Below are 18,410 nucleotides of genomic sequence, written 5' to 3' on the forward strand. Positions count from 1 at the left end.
ATCCAAAAAAGGGTCGCAAATAGGTGTTTGGCGGGGAATAATATTTGTCAAATCGCGATGAATTGGCTAACATGAAAGAGGAAGGATTAGAGGTGAATTGTATGGAAGCAAAAACGATGAAGGATATGCAGAAAGAAGTAGATGCATATATTGGTCAGTTTAAAGAAGGTTATTTCAGTCCACTTGCAATGATGGCTCGTTTAACGGAAGAAATGGGGGAGCTTGCAAGAGAGGTAAATCATTATTATGGTGAGAAACCGAAGAAAACAACTGAAAAAGAACGTAGTCTGGAAGAAGAGCTTGGAGATGTATTATTTGTTATGATTTGTATGGCAAATAGTTTAAATATTGATTTAGAAACGGCACATAACATTGTAATGAATAAATTTAATACACGTGATAAAGATCGCTGGACACGTATTGATGAGGGAGAGAAAGAATAATGAAAGAAATTAAAGTAATTATCGCTGGACCAAGAGGACGTATGGGACATGAAGCAGTCCTTCTTATGGAAAGAACGGAACATTTTAATTTGGTAGCAGCAGTGGATTATAAGCATGGTGGAGAGAAAATTTCTGATTTACCGGGCATGCCAGCGTTACAAGCGCCAATTTACGCAGATTTACATACTTGTTTAGAGGAAGTAGAAGCAGATGTGTTGTTAGATTTAACAACGCCAGAAGTTGGGAAACAACACGTTACACTAGCAGTTGAGCGTGGACTTCGTTCTGTTATTGGTACAACTGGATTTACAGAAGAAGAACTAAAGCAATTAAGAGAGAATGCGAAAGAAAAAGCAGTAGGAACAATTATCGCTCCAAACTTTGCAATTGGTGCAGTTCTTATGATGAAATTCTCACAAATGGCAGCGAAGTATTTCCAAGATGTTGAAGTAATTGAATTGCATCATGATCAAAAGTTAGATGCACCATCTGGTACAGCAGTAAAAACAGTAGAATTAATTCGTCAAAATCGTGAATCAAAGCAGCAAGGTCATCCGAATGAAGTAGAACAACTAGAAGGTGCTCGTGGTGCAAATGTAGACGGCATTCACATTCATAGTGTACGTTTACCAGGACTTATTGCACACCAAGAAGTAATGTTTGGTGGAGATGGACAAATGTTAACGGTTCGTCATGATTCATTCAATCGTGCATCATTTATGTCGGGTGTAAAACTATCAATTGATACAGTAATGAATCTAGATCATCTTGTGTACGGTTTAGAAAATATTATCGACTAAAGGGGAGACAACGGATGAAAATTGCCTTAATCGCACATGACAAAAAGAAAGATGACATGGTTTCGTTTGCATACGCATATAAACCAATTTTTGAACAACATGAATTATTTGCAACAGGGACGACAGGACTTCGTATTATGGAGGCAACTGGTTTAGTTGTAACAAGATTTCAGTCGGGTCCTCTTGGTGGCGATCAAGAAATTGGTGCCATGATTGCAAAAAACGATATGGATATGGTGATTTTTTTCCGAGATCCACTAACTGCTCAGCCGCATGAACCAGATGTAAATGCATTGCTTCGTTTATGTGATGTATATGCGATTCCACTTGCAACGAATATGGCAAGTGCTGAAATGTTAATGCACGCATTAGAGCGAGGAGATTTAGATTACCGCAAGTTTAGAAAATGAGGGGAACAATTATGAGTGGATTACATATATTAGCGTTTGGTGCTCATGCCGATGATGTCGAAATCGGCATGGCTGGTACCATTGCTAAATATACGAAGCAAGGGTATGAAGTAGGTATTTGTGATTTAACAGAAGCTGACCTTTCTTCTAATGGAACGATAGAATTGAGAAAAGAAGAAGCAAAGGCGGCAGCTCGTATAATGGGAGTAAAAACGAGACTGAATTTAGCGATGCCAGACCGTGGTTTGTATATGAAAGAAGAGTATATACGTGAAATTGTAAAGGTGATTCGTACATATAAACCGAAACTAGGTTTTCGCGCCGTATTATGAAGATCGTCATCCAGATCATGCAAATTGTGCAAAACTTGTGGAAGAAGCTATTTTTTCAGCGGGAATTCGTAAATATATGCCAGAGGTTTCGCCACATCGCGTGGAGTCTTTTTATTATTATATGATTAATGGTTTTCATAAACCGAATTTTTGTATAGATATAAGTGAGTACCTTTCTATAAAAGTGGAAGCATTAGAAGCGTATGAAAGTCAGTTTTCAACAGGGAGTGATGGTGTGAAAACGCCGTTAACAGAAGGTTACGTTGAAACTGTGGTCGCTCGAGAGAAAATGTTTGGAAAAGAAGTTGGAGTCTTATATGCCGAGGGATTTATGAGTAAGAAACCGGTTTTATTACATGCTGATTTAATAGGGGGGATGTAAATGAAATTAAAAATAGGTATTACATGTTATCCTTCTGTAGGTGGTTCTGGAGTTGTTGGAACAGAATTAGGAAAGCAATTAGCGGAACGCGGGCATGAAATTCATTTTATTACATCGGGTTTACCATTCCGGTTAAATAAAGTGTATCCAAATATTTATTTTCATGAAGTGACGGTAAATCAATACTCTGTATTTCAATATCCACCATACGATTTAGCGTTAGCGAGTAAAATGGCAGAGGTTGCACAAAGAGAGAACCTAGATATTTTACATGTGCATTACGCAATACCACATGCCATTTGTGCTTATTTAGCAAAACAAATGATTGGAGAGCGTATTAAAATTGTTACAACCTTACATGGAACAGATATTACTGTGTTAGGTTCTGACCCTTCGTTAAATAATTTAATTCGTTTTGGTATTGAGCAATCTGATGTTGTGACGGCTGTCTCGCATTCATTGATTAACGAAACGCATGAGCTTGTAAAACCAAATAAAAACATTCAAACGGTATATAACTTTATAGACGAGCGTGTATATTTCAAGCGTGATATGTCTCAATTAAAGAAAGAATACGGTATAAGTGAGAGTGAAAAGATACTGATTCACATTTCAAATTTCCGTAAAGTGAAACGTGTGCAAGATGTTGTTCAGGCATTTGCTAAAATTGTTACAGAAGTAGATGCGAAGTTGCTTCTTGTTGGAGATGGACCAGAATTTTGCACGATTTTACAGATAGTAAAAAATTTACATATTGAAGATCGCGTCTTATTCTTAGGGAAGCAAGATAATGTTGCAGAGCTACTTGCGATGAGTGATCTAATGTTGCTTCTTTCAGAGAAGGAGAGTTTTGGTCTTGTTTTATTAGAAGCGATGGCGTGTGGTGTACCTTGTATCGGAACAAGGGTTGGAGGTATTCCAGAAGTCATTCAACATGGTGAAACAGGATATTTATGTGAAGTTGGCGATCCAACAGGAGTGGCAAATCAAGCCATTCAGCTATTAAAGGATGAAGAACTTCACCGTAATTTGGGAGAGCGAGCAAGAGAAAGTGTTTACGAGCAGTTCCGCTCTGAAAAAATCGTCTCACAATATGAAACGATTTACTATGATGTACTAAGGGATGACAAAAATGGAAAGATTTAAAAAAGCTAGTTCTATTATTGAGACTTTAAAGCAACAAGGACATGAGGCCTACTTTGTCGGTGGAAGCGTACGAGATCTTATTATCGATAGGCCGATTGGAGATATTGATATTGCGACATCTGCTTTACCAGAAGAAGTGATGGCTATATTTCCAAGACATGTTCCTGTTGGTCTTGAGCATGGAACTGTAATTGTGGTAGAAAATGGTGAACCTTATGAGGTAACCACTTTTCGAACAGAGGGCGAATATGAAGATTTTCGAAGACCTAGTAGTGTTCAATTTGTTCGTTCATTAGAAGAGGATTTAAAACGTCGTGATTTCACAATGAATGCAATTGCGATGACAGAAGAAGGCAAAATGGTTGATTTATTTGCTGGACAGCAAGCGATTCAAAAGAGAGAAATTGTGACGGTTGGCAATGCTGCGGATCGTTTTCAAGAAGACGCCCTGCGAATGATGCGTGGTATTCGTTTCGTAAGTACGTTAGGTTTTTCTTTAGAAATGAAAACGAAACAAGCAATAGAAACATATGGACATTTGCTAGAACACATTGCAATTGAGCGAATTACAGTGGAGTTTGAGAAACTGTTAACTGGTACATATTGCGTGAAGGGCTTGCAAGAATTAGTAGAAACGAAGCTATTTTCTCATCTGCCATATTTACAAATGTCAGATGAGAGATTATTAAAAGCTACGCAGTATAACTGGGATTCTTTTGAAACGGACATTGAGGCATGGGCATTCTTCTTATATTGTATTGGGGAAGAGCATCCATCTGTCTTTTTACGTCAATGGAAGTTTTCAAATAAAAAAATAAAAGATATCGTCGCAGTTTTATTAACACTCCGTACGAGAAAGGAGAAGGATTGGGATACAGTCTTTCTTTATAAAACGGGAATTCATATCGCTGAAATGGCAGAAAGAGTATATGAAGCGATGATTGAAAGCTATGATAATACATCTGTGAAACGAGTACAAACGTTGTTTGAAGCATTGCCAATCAAGAATCGACAAGAAATGAATGTGACTGGGAATGATTTATTAAACTGGGCAAATAAAAAGCCAGGTCCGTGGGTTGCTGAAATGATTCAAAAGGTTGAAGAAGCAATCTTACAAGGAAACGTAGTTAATGAGAAAGAGTGTATAAGGGAGTGGCTGCAAGAATGCAATCTACTATAAGAAAGCAGTTATTGCAAGTTTTTTCAGAAGCGGATGGCGCGTTTGTATCTGGCCAAACGATTAGTGATAAACTTGGTTGTTCAAGAACCGCTGTGTGGAAACATATGGAGGACCTTCGGAATGAGGGATATGAACTTGAAGCTGTGCGTCGATTAGGTTATCGAATTGCGAGTAAGCCAGACAAAGTGACTGCTAATGAAATTCAGTTAGGGTTACAAACGAAACATATTGGTAGAACGGTATATTTTGAAGAGTCTGTTGAATCTACGCAGCATATTGCAGCAAAACTTGCTTATGAAGGTGCAGAAGAAGGAACGATTGTTGTTGCAGAAGAACAAACAGCCGGCAGAGGTCGTTTAAGTAGGAAATGGCATTCACCAAAAGGAACAGGAATTTGGATGAGTATTATTTTACGTCCATCAATCCCGGTTCATCATGCACCACAACTTACTTTATTAGCGGCTGTTAGCGTTGCACAAGCAATTGAAAAGTGCACGGGTGTAAACGTAGGAATAAAATGGCCGAATGATATTTTAATTCAAGGTAAAAAGGCTGTAGGTATATTAACAGAAATGCAGGCTGATCCTGATAAAATTAATGCTGTCATTATGGGTATTGGTATTAATGCAAATCAAAAGCAAGAGCATTTTGATGAGGAAATTCAGCATATTGCTACTTCTTTAGCGATTGAATCCGGTGAGCCAATTGTTCGTGCAGAGCTGATGCAACAAATCTTTTTACAACTAGAAAAATTATATGAAGAGTATTTACAAAATGGTTTCTCTGTCATTAAAATTCTTTGGGAAAGTTACGCTGTGAGCATCGGGAAAGAAATTACCGCTCGAACGATGAGAGAGACAATTACAGGCGTAGCAAAAGGAATTACAGAGGATGGTGTATTGCTTCTGGAGGACCATGAAGGGAAAGTACATCACATTCATTCTGCGGATATCGAAATTAAGTAAAAGAAGTTCCTTTTGGGAACTTCTTTTTATTTGACTATTACTTTGCCTTCCATTCCTTTAAGAAGGTGGTACCGGCATATTAATTCATATGTACCAGTATTTTTAGGTTTCACGGTAATGTTTTTTTCTTTTCCTGACTCGACTACGACATCAATGCCGAGTTTTTTTACTGTAAAGGTGTGTTCATTCTTACCTTTGTTTTTTAATAACAATGTTGTTGACTCTTCAATTGGAATGGTGATGACGTTTGGATGAAAGTAATCATCATTCAGTTCGACCTCAATTACTTTCGTTGAATCGATAGGTTGTGTTACGACGTTAACTGAGGCAAATGCATGGAAGGAGCTAAAAGTTATCATCCCTACAATCATCAGAAGCAAACCGGTGAATGGAAATAACCATTTGTTCATAAACATGCGCAATTCTCCTTTTGTAAGTACTTTTCTCAATTAACCTGCATCATTAGTTTAAGAGTTATACGAGGCATTTTAAACAAAGCTGTATCTTTCTATGATTGAGTTATTTATAAAAATTTCACATACCGTAATAGGAATAAAAAATTATTTTTTCAAAAAAATGTAGTAATCCCTTTTTGGAGTTTGCTATAATTAGTTCGAATGTGGGCAGTATCAGAGCGAACTGCACCATGATTCGAAGCAATACGAAAAATAATAACTTGGATTCTGCCTTGATCCAATAACGGACTGGGACAGAGGGATGAATAATGCCGACTAACACACAACCCTTCTGCCCTTTTATGGCCAGAGGGGTTTTTTATATGATTTCGGCCATCTCCTCTCTCCTGTATAAAGGAGGAGTAGTTTTTGAAAACAAAAACAGATTTTTTGAAGATGAAAGAGCAAGGTGAGCCGATTACGATGCTAACGGCGTATGATTATCCATCTGCTAAGTTAGCAGAAGAAGCTGAAGTTGATATGATTCTAGTTGGAGATTCCCTTGGGATGGTTGTGCTAGGCTACGATTCAACAGTACCTGTAACAGTAGAGGATATGATTCATCATACGAAAGCTGTACGCCGAGGAGCGAAAGAGACGTTTATTGTAACTGATATGCCATTTATGTCGTATCATGTGTCGCCTCAAGATACGATGGTGAATGCACGCCGCATTGTTCAAGAGAGTGGTGCTCATGCACTGAAGGTAGAAGGTGCAGGGGAAGTGGTATCAACTATTCATTACTTGACGAATGCGGGAATTCCTGTTGTGGCACATTTAGGCTTAACTCCTCAATCTGTAGGAGTACTAGGTGGGTATAAAGTACAAGGAAAAGATGCTGAAAGTGCAAAAAAATTAATAGAAGATGCGAAGAGATGTGAGGAAGCTGGTGCGATAGCGCTTGTGTTAGAATGTGTGCCAATGCAGTTAGCGGAATTAATTTCGAAGCAACTAACAATTCCGACGATTGGAATTGGAGCAGGGAAAAAAGTAGATGGGCAAGTACTTGTTTATCATGATCTTATCTCATACGGCGTAAATCGTGTTCCGAAATTTGTAAAGCAATATACGTCTGTTCAAGAGGAGATTGTGCGAGGGATTTCACAATACGTTACTGAAGTAAAGACAGGGCAATTTCCAGAAGAAAAACATTCATTCACAATGAAAGAGGAAGAATGCTTAGCGTTATACGGAGGAAAACAATAATGAAAATCGTAACTACAGTGCAAGAGATGCAGCAAATTACAAACGAACTTCGTATAAGTGGAAAAAGTATTGGTTTTGTTCCAACGATGGGTTATTTACATGAAGGCCATGCGACTTTATTACGTAAGGCAAGAGAAGAAAATGAAATTGTGGTTTTAAGCGTGTTTGTCAATCCGCTACAGTTTGGGCCGAATGAAGATTTAGATCGATACCCTCGTGATATTGATAGAGATGAAAATGTAGCAAAAGAAAACGGTGTAGATTATTTATTTTATCCGAGCGTAGAAGAAATGTATCCAGCAGAACAAACGACAACAGTAGCAGTTGTGAAGCGTACCGATGTATTATGTGGCAAACAAAGACCTGGTCATTTCGCTGGAGTTGCGACTGTACTAATGAAACTATTTAATATTACATTGCCAACGCGTGCTTATTTTGGTATGAAAGATGCACAGCAAGTTGCTGTCATTGAAGGATTTGTCGCTGATTTTAATATTCCGGTTACGATCGTACCAGTGGATATTGTAAGGGAAGTAGATGGATTAGCGAAAAGTTCTCGTAACGTGTATTTATCACAAGAAGAGCGTGAAGAGGCTCCTCATTTATACCGCAGTCTATGTATAGCGAAAGAAAGAATTGAAGCAGGCGAACGTAATGCAGAAATCATTACAACTCTTGTGAAAGAGTATATTGAGACGTATACGAAAGGCACTGTAGATTATGCTGATTTATATGCCTATCCTTCACTACAAGTAATAGATAAAATTGAAGGACGAATGATTTTAGCAATTGCAGTTAAATTTGAGAATGTACGATTAATTGACAATATAACATTAACGGTTAAATAAGGGGGAGCATCTATGTTTCGCACAATGATGAGAGCGAAGTTACATCGCGCAACGGTAACAGAAGCAAATTTAAATTATGTAGGTAGTATTACAATTGATGAAGATTTAATGGATGCAGTAAATATTGTAGAAAATGAAAAAGTACAAATTGTAAATAACAATAATGGTGCGCGCTTAGAGACATATGTTATTAAAGGAGAACGCGGTAGCGGTGTTGTTTGTTTAAATGGTGCAGCTGCAAGGCTTGTACAGCCAGGGGATAAAGTTATTATTATTTGCTACGGTTTAGTGGCAGAAGAAAATATTCATAACCAAGAGCCGAAAATTGCAGTATTAGACGATGATAATCAAATTATCCAAATGTTAGGCACTGAAAAAGCGGGTACGATATTATAAGTAAGAAGGCTATCTCTATTACGGAGATAGCTTTTTTGTGCATCTTTTCATTAAGATGAGATAAAACGTGGTATAGTAACATTATATAATTTTGTGATTGATAGGTAAGAAATTGAGGTGTTACATATATGAGTAAACGTTATGTCGTTGTGGATTTAGAGACGACAGGGAACTCCTGGAAGGACGGGAAGGATAAAATTACCCAAATCGCAGCTGTTGTAGTGGAAGATGGAGAGATACTAGAGATTTTTTCATCTTTTATTAATCCGAAGAGAGAGATTCCGCCATTTATTACAGAATTAACAGGGATTGATGAGAGTATGGTTAAGCAAGCCCCGTTATTTCATGATGTAGCCCCGATGGTTGTTGAGCTATTGCAAGGTGCAACTTTTGTTGCACATAACGTTCACTTTGATTGGAATTTTTTAACGGAAGAATTAAGGTGGGCTGGATATACAGAAGTACATTGTCCCAAAGTTGATACAGTGGAGTTGGCGCAAATTCTTTTGCCGACAGCTGATAGTTATAAATTACGTGATTTAGCTAAACAACATGAATTAGAGCACGATCAACCGCATCGTGCGGATAGTGATGCTCTTGCAACAGCGGAATTATTTTTACAATTTTTAAATGAAATTGAAAAGTTACCACTTGTCACCTTGCAATCGCTTTATGAATTGAGCGATGTTTTTCAAAGTGATATAGCGGATGTACTTTCTGAAAATATTTTAAAGAAAATGATGCATGGTAGAAAAGTGGCAGAGGGGTATGAAGTGTATCGAAATATTGCGCTTCGAAAACGGAATTATGCTTTAAATCTCAGTGAAACATGTTCATCTAAATTTGATGCTTTCTTGCACAAGGCAATCGATAAACTTGAATTGAATATGCCAAGGTTTGAAAAAAGAGAAAGCCAACAGATTATGATGAAGGAAATATATACAGCACTAAGAGATTCTAGGTTTTCACTAATTGAAGCAGGAACAGGAACAGGAAAGACTCTTGCATATTTACTTCCAAGTATTTATTTTGCAACGAAAAAAGAAGAACCTGTCATCATAAGTACCCAAACAGTACAACTGCAACAACAAATATTAGAAAAAGAAATTCCATTATTACAGAAAATAATGCCATTTTCATTTGAAGTAGCTCTTTTGAAAGGAAGAAAGCATTATCTTTGTCTACATAAATTTGAATATGCTTTGCAAGAGGAAGAGAAAAATTATGATATGGCGCTCACAAAGGCAAAAATTTTAGTGTGGTTATTGCAAACAGAAACTGGCGATCGTGATGAATTAAATATTCCTGAGGGTGGAAAGTTACTTTGGAACCGTATTTGTAGTGATGTACATAGTCCAGGCGGAATGCAAAGCAACTGGTATAGCCGTTGTTTTTATCAACGAGCAAAGAATAAAGCATTATTTGCAGATATCGTTATTACAAATCATGCGTTATTATTTCAAGATTTTTCAAGTGAAGAACCACTATTTGCTTCATGTGAACATATTATTTTTGATGAAGCTCATCATATCGAGGAAGCGGCGAGCAGAATATTAGGTGAACAGTTCTCCTGTATGTATTTTCAATTAGTTTTATCTCGTCTTGGTACGCTAGAAACAGATGATGTACTTTCTAAAGTATATAAAATGATGAAAAAATCAGAGCAAGCCTCTCGTTCGACTTTCCGTATGGTGAGTCATAGTTTGAAGGAATTGAAATTTGATGCGGATGAGCTATTCCAAATGTTACGTGCTTTCATCTTTAAACAAACAAAGCAGGAACAAGGGATAAGCAATATGCCACTCATTTATCGATATAACACGGAAGTAGAGAAAGGTAAGTTATGGGATAGCATTACCGAGTTAACAAATCGTTTTGTATACGATGTAAGAAAATTATTGACTATACTTGAGAAGCAAGTTGATATATTGCAAAGTAAATTAGAATGGGAGATGCATGTTATTACAGGTGAATTTATGCATTTAATTGAGTTGTTGAGAAAGATGGAAAAATCTTTACAATTACTCATTTTAGAAAAAAATTCATATGTGACATGGATGGAGACTGAAACGAAGGGAACAATTCATTCAACCGTTTTATATGCACAGCCTGTTCATATTGGTGAAAGGCTTGCGGATGAATTTTTAACACAGAAAAAGAGTGTTATTTTCACATCAGCAACGTTAACAGTAAACGATTCATTTGACTATATAAAAGAGGAGCTAGGTTTACATGATTTTGCTCCCAATACATTACAGGTTCCATCACCATTCCGTTTTGAAGAACAGATGAAATTAATGGTTTCAACAGATGTGCCTTTTATTAAGCAAGCAAGTAATGAAGAATATATTGAATCTGTGTCGGCACATATTGCAAAAATCGCGAAAGCTACAAAAGGTAGAATGCTTGTTTTATTCACTTCGTATGAAATGTTGAAAGAAGCGTATACGAATTTGAAAAATGATGAGGAATTAGAGGGGTATTTATTATTAACGCAAAGTGTAAATAATAAGAGCCGAAGTCGTCTCATTCGTAAATTTCAAGAGTTCGACAAATCGATTTTGTTAGGAACAAGTAGTTTTTGGGAAGGGATAGATATACCTGGAGAAGCCCTTAGTTGTCTTGTTATTGTACGGCTTCCCTTTACGCCTCCTCATCAACCGATGATGGAAGCAAAAGGAGAGTGGTTAAAAAATCAAGGAGAGGACGTATTCGCTAAGTTAGCACTCCCGCAAGCAATCTTGCGTTTCAAACAAGGATTTGGTCGTCTGATTAGAACAAGTACAGATACCGGAACAGTATTTGTATTAGACCGTCGTTTGATAAGCGCTTCTTATGGAAAACGTTTTTTACAATCAATCCCAACTGTTCCGCTTTATGAAGGCCCTCTAGAAGAATTATTAGAACAATTAAAGGCATGGCCAAATAAATAAAATTGGAAGAAAAATACGCCTGAAGTACATTTAAGCTTCAGGCGTAAAAAATGTGGGTAGGAGGAATTTTATTTTTCTTACTTCTTGTATACAAAATGTATTGGTTTTCGACTTGAAACCTTTTTTTGCAGTACATGTCCTGCTATAATAGATGGGTGATGAAGCAGGGGTTGTAAAGAATGTACTCTTATTGTAACCGTATTGCGTTCTTCTATAATTAGAAATTTTTGTGTAACGGAGGAGTTTTTTCATGGATAAGAAAATCGAAGTCCTATCAACGACGCGTATTAAATATTCGTCTGACTTGTATAAAATTGTTGATAGTTTGAATCGTACGTTAAAAGAACAGGACCTCATGTTCGGATTAGCATTAGACGAAAAAGATAAAGAAATAGCTGTATTTACGATTTACAGAACGTAGTGATACAATGAAAAAGTGGATCTTTGCAATCGTTATCGTAATCGTTGCTAGCGGAATATATGGGGCGTATGTTTACAATAAAGCAATGGAAAAGAAAATCCCTAAAGAGGCAAAATCTGTAGAAATTGCGAAAGAAAAGGCAAAGCTTACAAAAGTAAAATCTGTTGATTATTATAATGGAAATTCTTCATATACAGTCGTACAAGGTGTAGACGAAAAAGGAGAACAAATTATTGTTTGGGTGCCTAATAAAAAAGGGAATGTCCTTGTGAAGAAAAAGAGTGAAGGTATTCCTGAAAAAGAAGCTTTGCAAAAGTTGGCTGAACAAGCTACAGGAAAAGGTGATGAGCCAAAGCCAAAGCCAAAAGAAATTATAAAAGTAAAATTAGGTGCTCAAAACGATATTCCGTTGTGGGAAATTACATATATTGATCAGGAAGATCGTTATACGTATTATTATTTAGAGTTTCAAAATGGGGCTTATGCTGGTCACTACAGCATTGAAAAATAGATGTAGGGGGAACTACAAATGAAATTAGCAAAGCGAGTAGCTGCTTTAACACCATCTGCAACTTTAGAAATTACAGCAAAGGCACAAGCATTAAAAGCAGAAGGTCATGATGTAATTGGATTAGGGGCAGGAGAACCTGACTTTAATACGCCAGAACATATTATGGATGCTGCACATAAAGCGATGTTAGAAGGACATACGAAGTATACACCAACAGGTGGATTACAAGCGTTAAAACAAGAAATTGTGAAGAAGTTTACACGTGATCAAGGAATTGCGTATGATCCATCTGAAATTATTGTATGTAACGGTGCAAAGCATGCATTATATACATTATTCCAAGTGTTACTTGATGAAGGAGATGAAGTTATCATCCCAACTCCTTATTGGGTAAGTTATCCTGAGCAAGTAAAGCTTGCTGGAGGTAAGCCAGTTTACGTAGAAGGCCTGGAAGACAATGAGTACAAAATTACAGCGAAGCAGCTGCGTGAGGCAATTACAGAGAAAACGAAAGCAGTTATTATTAATTCACCGAGCAATCCAACAGGAATGATTTATAGCAAAGAGGAATTACAACAGCTTGGAGAAATATGTTTAGAACACGATATTTTAATCGTTTCAGATGAAATTTATGAAAAATTAATTTATGGTGGAGCAGAATATACTTCGATTGCCCAGCTTTCTAATGCATTAAAAGAACAAACACTTATTATTAATGGTGTATCTAAATCTCATTCTATGACAGGATGGCGTATTGGATATGCAGCAGGAAATAAGCAGCTTATTAAAGCGATGACGAACTTAGCGAGTCATAGTACGTCAAACCCTACTTCAATCGCTCAATACGGCGCAATTGCAGCATATGCAGGCTCACAAGAACCTGTAGAAACAATGCGTCAAGCATTTGAAGAAAGATTAAACATTATTTATGATAAATTAATTCAAATCCCTGGCTTTACTTGCATTAAACCACAAGGTGCATTTTACTTATTCCCTAATGTAAAAGAAGCTGTAGCTTTATCAGGATACGAAACTGTGGATGATTGGGCAAAAGCTCTATTAGAAGAGGAAAAAGTGGCTCTTGTACCAGGTACAGGATTTGGTGCTCCAAATAACGTTCGTTTATCATATGCGACATCTCTTGAACAAGTAGAGAAAGCATTGGAACGCATTCATACGTTTATGAAAAGTAAAGTGCAAGCTTAATTGTATATTTTATTAACGCAATACAAAAAACCTTCCTACATAATAGGAAGGTTTTTTTGACGAATTGTGGCAAAAAGAAATAGCGAAAGGTGTGTTATACTAGAGAGCGAGGTGTTTGGTGATGAAAAAGAAAATGATGTTACAGTGGTTTGAGCAGGGAAGCATTGCAATTCCAAAATTACTTATGATGCATTATAAAAAATTAGGGCTAAATGAAATGGAATTTATGGTTGTACTTCATGTACACACATTTTTAGAATCGGGCAATTCGTTTCCGACTCCGTCAGAGATTTCAGAACGGATGACGATTACTGAAATGAAATGTATGGAAGTAATTCAGACATTGATTCAAAAAGGTTTTTTATCACTAGAAGGTGGACAAAAATCAGAAGCGATGATGTGTGAAAGTTATTCTTTACAACCGCTATGGGAAAAAATATTGCATTTCTTAATGAACGAATCAATAGAGGAAGAACAAAAAGAAATAAAACAACTGCAAGTAAATTTATATACAGTATTTGAAAAAGAATTTGGAAGACCACTTTCTCCGTTTGAATGTGAAACGTTGGGTATGTGGGAAGATCAAGATCAACATCATCCGAATTTAATTCAAGCGGCCCTCAGGGAAGCTGTAATGAGCGGTAAGCTTAATTTCCGATATATTGATCGTATTTTATTTGAGTGGAAAAAGAATGGTATTAAAACAGTAGATCAAGCCCAAAACCAAGGACGGAAATTTAGAGCAAATCAACAACGAACGCAGCAAACGACAAAACAAGAGACGAAATTTACTGGGAAAGTGCCTTTTTATAATTGGTTGGAGCAGTAATGTAGGAGGAAGTATATGTTAAATAAAACGCAAATTCGCTATTGTTTAGACACAATGGCGGATATGTATCCAGAAGCACATTGTGAATTAATTCATGATAATCCATTTGAATTAGTAATCGCGGTGGCGTTATCTGCACAATGTACAGATGCACTTGTAAATAAAGTGACGAAAAATTTATTTCAAAAATATAAAACACCAGAAGATTATTTAAGCGTGTCTTTAGAAGAATTACAACAAGATATACGTTCCATTGGATTGTTTAGAAATAAGGCGAAAAATATTCAAAAATTGTGCCAGATGTTGCTAGATGATTATAACGGGAAAGTTCCAGAAGACCGTGACGAGCTGATGAAATTACCAGGAGTAGGAAGAAAGACAGCGAATGTAGTTGTTTCGGTTGCATTTGGAATTCCAGCGATTGCTGTTGATACGCATGTAGAGAGAGTGAGTAAACGGTTAGCGATTTGTAGGTGGAAAGATTCGGTGTTAGAAGTAGAAAAGACATTAATGAAGAAAGTTCCGATGGATGAATGGGGCGTTACACATCATCGTATGATTTTCTTTGGGCGTTACCACTGTAAAGCACAGCGACCACAATGTGAAGAGTGCCGATTACTAGAAGTGTGTCGTGAAGGAAAGAAGCGAATGAAGGGGAAATAAAGGATGGAGCGAGTTATAGAAATACCGAAAGAATTTCGGTGCTTACCATTTTTTACAGAAAGCGTAACTTCGATTACGTATCATACAGATCAGTCTTTTGAAGAAATAATACAAAATACTTACTTTATATTTGATATTGAAAGACAATATGAGCCGTGGAATGAAATTGAAAATAGTATTCCTGTACTGTTGAATGTATGGAAAAGTAAGCATGAAGACATTGCTACACTATTTCGAAACAGAAATAAGCAAGAAGTTGAAGGTCCAATGATTCTTTTTGCAGCGCATTTGTTATCAATTGTATATTGGTTAAATGAGCAACCTATCCATAGTTTGAACGAAATGGAAGATTACACGAGTATATTGGAAGTACAACCAGTTAATTTTGTAGAGCGATATTCGTTCATTATAAAAAAACCGAATAATTATCATTCTTATATTCAGTTAGCGCAGTTGTATATTGAAATAGAAAAGCTATATGTAAAGAAAATGATAACAAAAAAGAAGTCCTTTTCTCGTTAAGAGAAAGGACTTCTTTTTTGTATTAAGACTCTGTTATAACAGCATTTCCGTCTGCGTGAGGTGTATCTCCTCCGGTATTTTGTTGTTGTTCTTGTTGCTTGTGTTGTTCTTCTTCAGCTTTTTTTCTAGCAGCCTCTTCTTCAGCTTTCTTTCTAGCAGCTTCTTCATCGGCTTTCTTTCTAGCGGCTTCTTCTTCAGCAGCCTTTTTCTGAGCTTCTTCTTGTTGTTTACGTTGTTGTTCTTGTTGTTCTTGTTGTTGCTCTTGTTGTTTACGCTGCTCTTCAGCAGCTTTTTTCTTAGCTTCTTCTAGTTTTTGTTTATCTTCATTAGCTTTTTTCTGTACTTCCTCATCAGCTTTTTTCTTAGCTTCTTCGTCAGCCTTCTTCTTAGCCTCTTCTTCAGCTTTCTTAGGGTCTGGAGTTCCGCCAGGTGCAGTGAAGGATGCACCAACTGCAGGGCTTGTTCCAGTACCTTTTTTCGCTACCACAGAGAAGCTGTAAGTAACGCCTGGTTTAATACCACCAAGAGAAGCTGTCGTACCATTTATTGATAAACTACCACTTGAACCGTCAGTTGCTTTATAGCTTGCTGCATACGCATCAACTTCTGCTGGTCCAGACCAGTTTAGTGTAACGGTGCTAGCCCCATCGAAAGTAACATTAAGACCACTAGGTGCATCTACTTTAATTTGTTTAATTGCATCTTTTTTCGCACCTTTTACGTATAATTCTCCGTTTATTTCTTGTACAGAAGAAGGACGTTCAAAGCGAGATTTATCTGTAGCAAATTTGCTCATCATTACTTGGAACATTTGTTGTGCAATTCTAGTAGAGCGATCACCAATGTAATTTTCTGGACCATCCTTTTCGTAACCAGTCCAAACAGCCATTGTATATTGTGGTGTATATCCAGCGAACCAGCTATCTCTGTTTGCATCAGCTGGAATACCATATTTTTTAAGAACGTCTTCATCAAAGTTTTGTGTCCCTGTTTTACCAGCTACGTCAAAACCAGAAACGTATGCTGTTGGACCTGTACCACCAGAACCAGGTTTTACTACGTCACGAAGAACGTCAGTAACCATGTAAGCTGTGTAGTCTTGCATTGCACGTTGTTCTTTCGGTTTAAAACTTTTCTTTTTACCGTCTGGGAAGATGACTTCTTTTACGAAGTGCGGTTTATTATAGTTACCATCATTACCAAAGGTTGCATATGCACCTGCTAATTCTAATGGAGAACTATCGTTACTACCAATTGCTGTTGATTCATATGTTTTGCCGTCTTTAAATGTCATACCTAAGCCTTCAGCAAACGCTTGTGACTTAGGAAGACCAACCGCTTGAGCTGTCTTTAAAGCTGGGATGTTTAATGATTTTTTCAAAGCTTCACGTAGTGAAACGTCACCTTTGTAACTTTTTGTTGCATTTCGTATTTTCTTACCATTGGAATACGTATACTCTGAGTCGTTTAATTGATGGTATGTAGACCATTGTAAATTCTCAAATGCTGGACCGTAGTCGAAAATTGGTTTCATCGTTGAACCGACTTGGCGTTTTAAATCAGTTGCCATATTATGACCTTTGAAAGTAGACTTACTTTCTTTACGCCCAGCTCCAATTGCTCGAACTTCGCCAGATTGTGTATCCATAAATACGAATGATCCTTGGAATTGATCGTTCGGATACTTAATAAGGTTGCCATCCATAATTTTTTCAGCGTAATCTTGCGCATCTTGATCAATTGTTGTATGAATTGTTAAACCATCTGAACCGATATTTACATCGGGATATTCTTTTTCAACTTCTTTTACAACAGCATCTAAAAATGCTTGATACTTCATCTCAGTTATTTCTGAAGACGGTTGAAGACCCTCAGTTACAGAGATTTTCATTGCGTTATTCATTTCATCTTTTGTTATATAACCATGTCGATTCATTAATGATAATACGACGTTACGACGTTGTGTAGCTCGTTCAACGTTGTCTTTTTTTGTTGGATCATAAATATTAGGACCTTGTGGTAAACCTGCAAGCATTGCAGCTTCATGTAACTGTAAGTCTTTTAAATCTTTGTTATAATATTTTTTGGCTGCTGTTGCAATACCGTACGAACGGTTACCTAAGTTAATCTTATTTAAGTACATTTCTAAGATCTCATGTTTAGAGTATTGTTGCTCTAATTTGTAAGATAGGTACCATTCTTGTACTTTTCTCTTCGCAGTTTTGTCCATCGTTAGAAAATAGTTTTTGACTACTTGTTGTGTAATCGTGCTACCACCTTGAGATCCGAACCCTCCAGTGACATTTTCCATAACTGCTTTTGTAGTTCGTTTAAAATCAATTCCATTATGATCATAGAAACGTGAATCCTCAGTTGCAAGGAATGCACTTTCAACTACCTTTGGAATTTGATCATACGTAACGTGGGTTCGTTTTTCAGCACCGTATTCATAGAAAAAGTTCCCATTCTTATCAAGAAACTTTGTTGATAAAGGATTGACAAGTTTGGATTTGTCTAATTTTGGAGCGTCCTTCACCATAACAAAGAAAGCGGAAACGCTAGCTATAAGACCAACGATACCAAGAAGTAGACAACCTATAAGGAATTTTTTAAAAAAGGAGCCTTTTTTCTTTGGTTTTTTTTCTTTATTTGTTTCTTGCTTTTGATTTTGATTTTTTACATGATTTCGTTCTGTACGAGAACGATAATTATCTGACATTATACTTTCTCCTACCTTTCATTCTCTCCCCAAAAGTCGAAAA

At 36.8% G+C, this 18,410-nt stretch carries 18 protein-coding genes and 1 pseudogene; 17 read left to right on the top strand and 2 right to left on the bottom strand.

The annotated features are described in order from the left end of the window. The first annotated feature begins 101 nt into the window (after positions 1-101). From GFJ36_RS07015 to GFJ36_RS07045, 7 genes and pseudogenes are all read left to right on the top strand, one after another. Positions 102-443 carry a nucleotide pyrophosphohydrolase gene (locus GFJ36_RS07015; protein ID WP_048543622.1) on the top strand — a complete coding sequence of 114 codons (342 nt, stop codon included), beginning with the start codon at positions 102-104 and terminating at the stop codon, positions 441-443. Then, entirely contained in the window at positions 443-1,243 is an 801-nt protein-coding gene (dapB, locus tag GFJ36_RS07020; RefSeq protein ID WP_048543525.1) for a dihydrodipicolinate reductase, read from the top strand. The genes GFJ36_RS07015 and dapB overlap by 1 nt, the downstream gene beginning before the upstream one ends. Positions 1,244-1,257: 14 nt before the next feature. Then, positions 1,258-1,653 (top strand): methylglyoxal synthase, encoded by a 396-nt coding sequence (mgsA, locus tag GFJ36_RS07025; protein ID WP_046955216.1) that lies wholly within the window; start codon positions 1,258-1,260, stop codon positions 1,651-1,653. A gap of 11 nt (positions 1,654-1,664) precedes the next feature. Beyond that, positions 1,665-2,367, top strand: a pseudogene (gene bshB1 / locus GFJ36_RS07030) (bacillithiol biosynthesis deacetylase BshB1). Further along, on the top strand, positions 2,368-3,513 hold the full coding sequence (gene bshA, locus GFJ36_RS07035) for an N-acetyl-alpha-D-glucosaminyl L-malate synthase BshA (protein ID WP_087985552.1): 1,146 nt from the start codon (positions 2,368-2,370) through the stop codon (positions 3,511-3,513). Beyond that, the gene (locus GFJ36_RS07040; RefSeq protein WP_088608755.1) at positions 3,500-4,693 is read left to right on the top strand and encodes a CCA tRNA nucleotidyltransferase; all 1,194 of its coding nucleotides are present in this window, start codon (positions 3,500-3,502) and stop codon (positions 4,691-4,693) included. Before bshA ends, GFJ36_RS07040 begins: the two co-directional genes overlap by 14 nt. Then, complete coding sequence (locus GFJ36_RS07045) at positions 4,678-5,658, top strand: biotin--[acetyl-CoA-carboxylase] ligase (RefSeq protein WP_046955213.1); 981 nt, start codon at positions 4,678-4,680, stop codon at positions 5,656-5,658. The genes GFJ36_RS07040 and GFJ36_RS07045 overlap by 16 nt, the downstream gene beginning before the upstream one ends. 26 nt (positions 5,659-5,684) lie before the next feature. Here the strand turns inward: GFJ36_RS07045 and GFJ36_RS07050 are convergent, their stop codons facing one another. Beyond that, complete coding sequence (locus GFJ36_RS07050; protein WP_078183454.1) at positions 5,685-6,074, bottom strand: cupredoxin domain-containing protein; 390 nt, start codon at positions 6,072-6,074, stop codon at positions 5,685-5,687. A gap of 408 nt (positions 6,075-6,482) precedes the next feature. Here GFJ36_RS07050 and panB point away from each other — a divergent pair, with 408 nt between their 5' ends. From panB to GFJ36_RS07100, 10 genes are all read left to right on the top strand, one after another. Next, entirely contained in the window at positions 6,483-7,319 is an 837-nt protein-coding gene (panB, locus tag GFJ36_RS07055) for a 3-methyl-2-oxobutanoate hydroxymethyltransferase (protein WP_000853116.1), read from the top strand. Further along, entirely contained in the window at positions 7,319-8,167 is an 849-nt protein-coding gene (gene panC, locus GFJ36_RS07060) for a pantoate--beta-alanine ligase (RefSeq protein WP_088608756.1), read from the top strand. Before panB ends, panC begins: the two co-directional genes overlap by 1 nt. A 12-nt stretch (positions 8,168-8,179) precedes the next feature. Continuing rightward, positions 8,180-8,563 (top strand): aspartate 1-decarboxylase, encoded by a 384-nt coding sequence (gene panD / locus GFJ36_RS07065; protein ID WP_088608757.1) that lies wholly within the window; start codon positions 8,180-8,182, stop codon positions 8,561-8,563. A gap of 128 nt (positions 8,564-8,691) precedes the next feature. Continuing rightward, positions 8,692-11,496: an ATP-dependent DNA helicase DinG gene (dinG, locus tag GFJ36_RS07070; RefSeq protein WP_097889737.1), complete on the top strand. Its 2,805-nt coding sequence runs from the start codon at positions 8,692-8,694 to the stop codon at positions 11,494-11,496. Between the two features lie 250 nt (positions 11,497-11,746). Next, entirely contained in the window at positions 11,747-11,917 is a 171-nt protein-coding gene (locus tag GFJ36_RS07075) for a YpmA family protein (protein ID WP_000358351.1), read from the top strand. Positions 11,918-11,924: 7 nt separating this feature from the next. Continuing rightward, positions 11,925-12,428 (top strand): cell wall elongation regulator TseB-like domain-containing protein, encoded by a 504-nt coding sequence (locus tag GFJ36_RS07080; protein ID WP_088608759.1) that lies wholly within the window; start codon positions 11,925-11,927, stop codon positions 12,426-12,428. A gap of 18 nt (positions 12,429-12,446) precedes the next feature. Beyond that, a complete protein-coding gene (aspB, locus tag GFJ36_RS07085) occupies positions 12,447-13,634 on the top strand; it encodes an aspartate transaminase AspB (protein ID WP_088062716.1) in 1,188 nt (395 codons plus the stop codon). Positions 13,635-13,755: 121 nt separating this feature from the next. Continuing rightward, positions 13,756-14,463, top strand: a complete 708-nt coding sequence (dnaD, locus tag GFJ36_RS07090) for a DNA replication protein DnaD (protein WP_000728534.1) — start codon at positions 13,756-13,758, stop codon at positions 14,461-14,463. A gap of 15 nt (positions 14,464-14,478) precedes the next feature. Continuing rightward, complete coding sequence (gene nth, locus GFJ36_RS07095) at positions 14,479-15,126, top strand: endonuclease III (protein WP_097889736.1); 648 nt, start codon at positions 14,479-14,481, stop codon at positions 15,124-15,126. Positions 15,127-15,129: 3 nt separating this feature from the next. After that, complete coding sequence (locus GFJ36_RS07100; protein ID WP_088608761.1) at positions 15,130-15,648, top strand: YpoC family protein; 519 nt, start codon at positions 15,130-15,132, stop codon at positions 15,646-15,648. Between the two features lie 22 nt (positions 15,649-15,670). On the opposite strand, the gene GFJ36_RS07105 is transcribed toward GFJ36_RS07100, so the two are convergent. Then, positions 15,671-18,367: a PBP1A family penicillin-binding protein gene (locus GFJ36_RS07105; RefSeq protein WP_157349520.1), complete on the bottom strand. Its 2,697-nt coding sequence runs from the start codon at positions 18,365-18,367 to the stop codon at positions 15,671-15,673. Between the last annotated feature and the right edge of the window lie 43 nt (positions 18,368-18,410).

The sequence above is a fragment of the Bacillus sp. EE-W1 genome, assembly GCF_009760835.1.
GTDB lineage: Bacteria > Bacillota > Bacilli > Bacillales > Bacillaceae_G > Bacillus_A > Bacillus_A wiedmannii.

What these genes read in the sequence shown, in the direction of transcription:
- GFJ36_RS07015 (WP_048543622.1), top strand. Translation starts at nt 102, where the DNA reads ATGGAAGCAAAAACGATGAAGGATATGCAGAAAGAAGTAGATGCATAT.
- dapB (WP_048543525.1), top strand. Translation starts at nt 443, where the DNA reads ATGAAAGAAATTAAAGTAATTATCGCTGGACCAAGAGGACGTATGGGA.
- mgsA (WP_046955216.1), top strand. Translation starts at nt 1,258, where the DNA reads ATGAAAATTGCCTTAATCGCACATGACAAAAAGAAAGATGACATGGTT.
- bshA (WP_087985552.1), top strand. Translation starts at nt 2,368, where the DNA reads ATGAAATTAAAAATAGGTATTACATGTTATCCTTCTGTAGGTGGTTCT.
- GFJ36_RS07040 (WP_088608755.1), top strand. Translation starts at nt 3,500, where the DNA reads ATGGAAAGATTTAAAAAAGCTAGTTCTATTATTGAGACTTTAAAGCAA.
- GFJ36_RS07045 (WP_046955213.1), top strand. Translation starts at nt 4,678, where the DNA reads ATGCAATCTACTATAAGAAAGCAGTTATTGCAAGTTTTTTCAGAAGCG.
- GFJ36_RS07050 (WP_078183454.1), bottom strand. Translation starts at nt 6,074, where the DNA reads ATGTTTATGAACAAATGGTTATTTCCATTCACCGGTTTGCTTCTGATG.
- panC (WP_088608756.1), top strand. Translation starts at nt 7,319, where the DNA reads ATGAAAATCGTAACTACAGTGCAAGAGATGCAGCAAATTACAAACGAA.
- panD (WP_088608757.1), top strand. Translation starts at nt 8,180, where the DNA reads ATGTTTCGCACAATGATGAGAGCGAAGTTACATCGCGCAACGGTAACA.
- dinG (WP_097889737.1), top strand. Translation starts at nt 8,692, where the DNA reads ATGAGTAAACGTTATGTCGTTGTGGATTTAGAGACGACAGGGAACTCC.
- GFJ36_RS07075 (WP_000358351.1), top strand. Translation starts at nt 11,747, where the DNA reads ATGGATAAGAAAATCGAAGTCCTATCAACGACGCGTATTAAATATTCG.
- GFJ36_RS07080 (WP_088608759.1), top strand. Translation starts at nt 11,925, where the DNA reads ATGAAAAAGTGGATCTTTGCAATCGTTATCGTAATCGTTGCTAGCGGA.
- aspB (WP_088062716.1), top strand. Translation starts at nt 12,447, where the DNA reads ATGAAATTAGCAAAGCGAGTAGCTGCTTTAACACCATCTGCAACTTTA.
- dnaD (WP_000728534.1), top strand. Translation starts at nt 13,756, where the DNA reads ATGAAAAAGAAAATGATGTTACAGTGGTTTGAGCAGGGAAGCATTGCA.
- nth (WP_097889736.1), top strand. Translation starts at nt 14,479, where the DNA reads ATGTTAAATAAAACGCAAATTCGCTATTGTTTAGACACAATGGCGGAT.
- GFJ36_RS07100 (WP_088608761.1), top strand. Translation starts at nt 15,130, where the DNA reads ATGGAGCGAGTTATAGAAATACCGAAAGAATTTCGGTGCTTACCATTT.
- GFJ36_RS07105 (WP_157349520.1), bottom strand. Translation starts at nt 18,367, where the DNA reads ATGTCAGATAATTATCGTTCTCGTACAGAACGAAATCATGTAAAAAAT.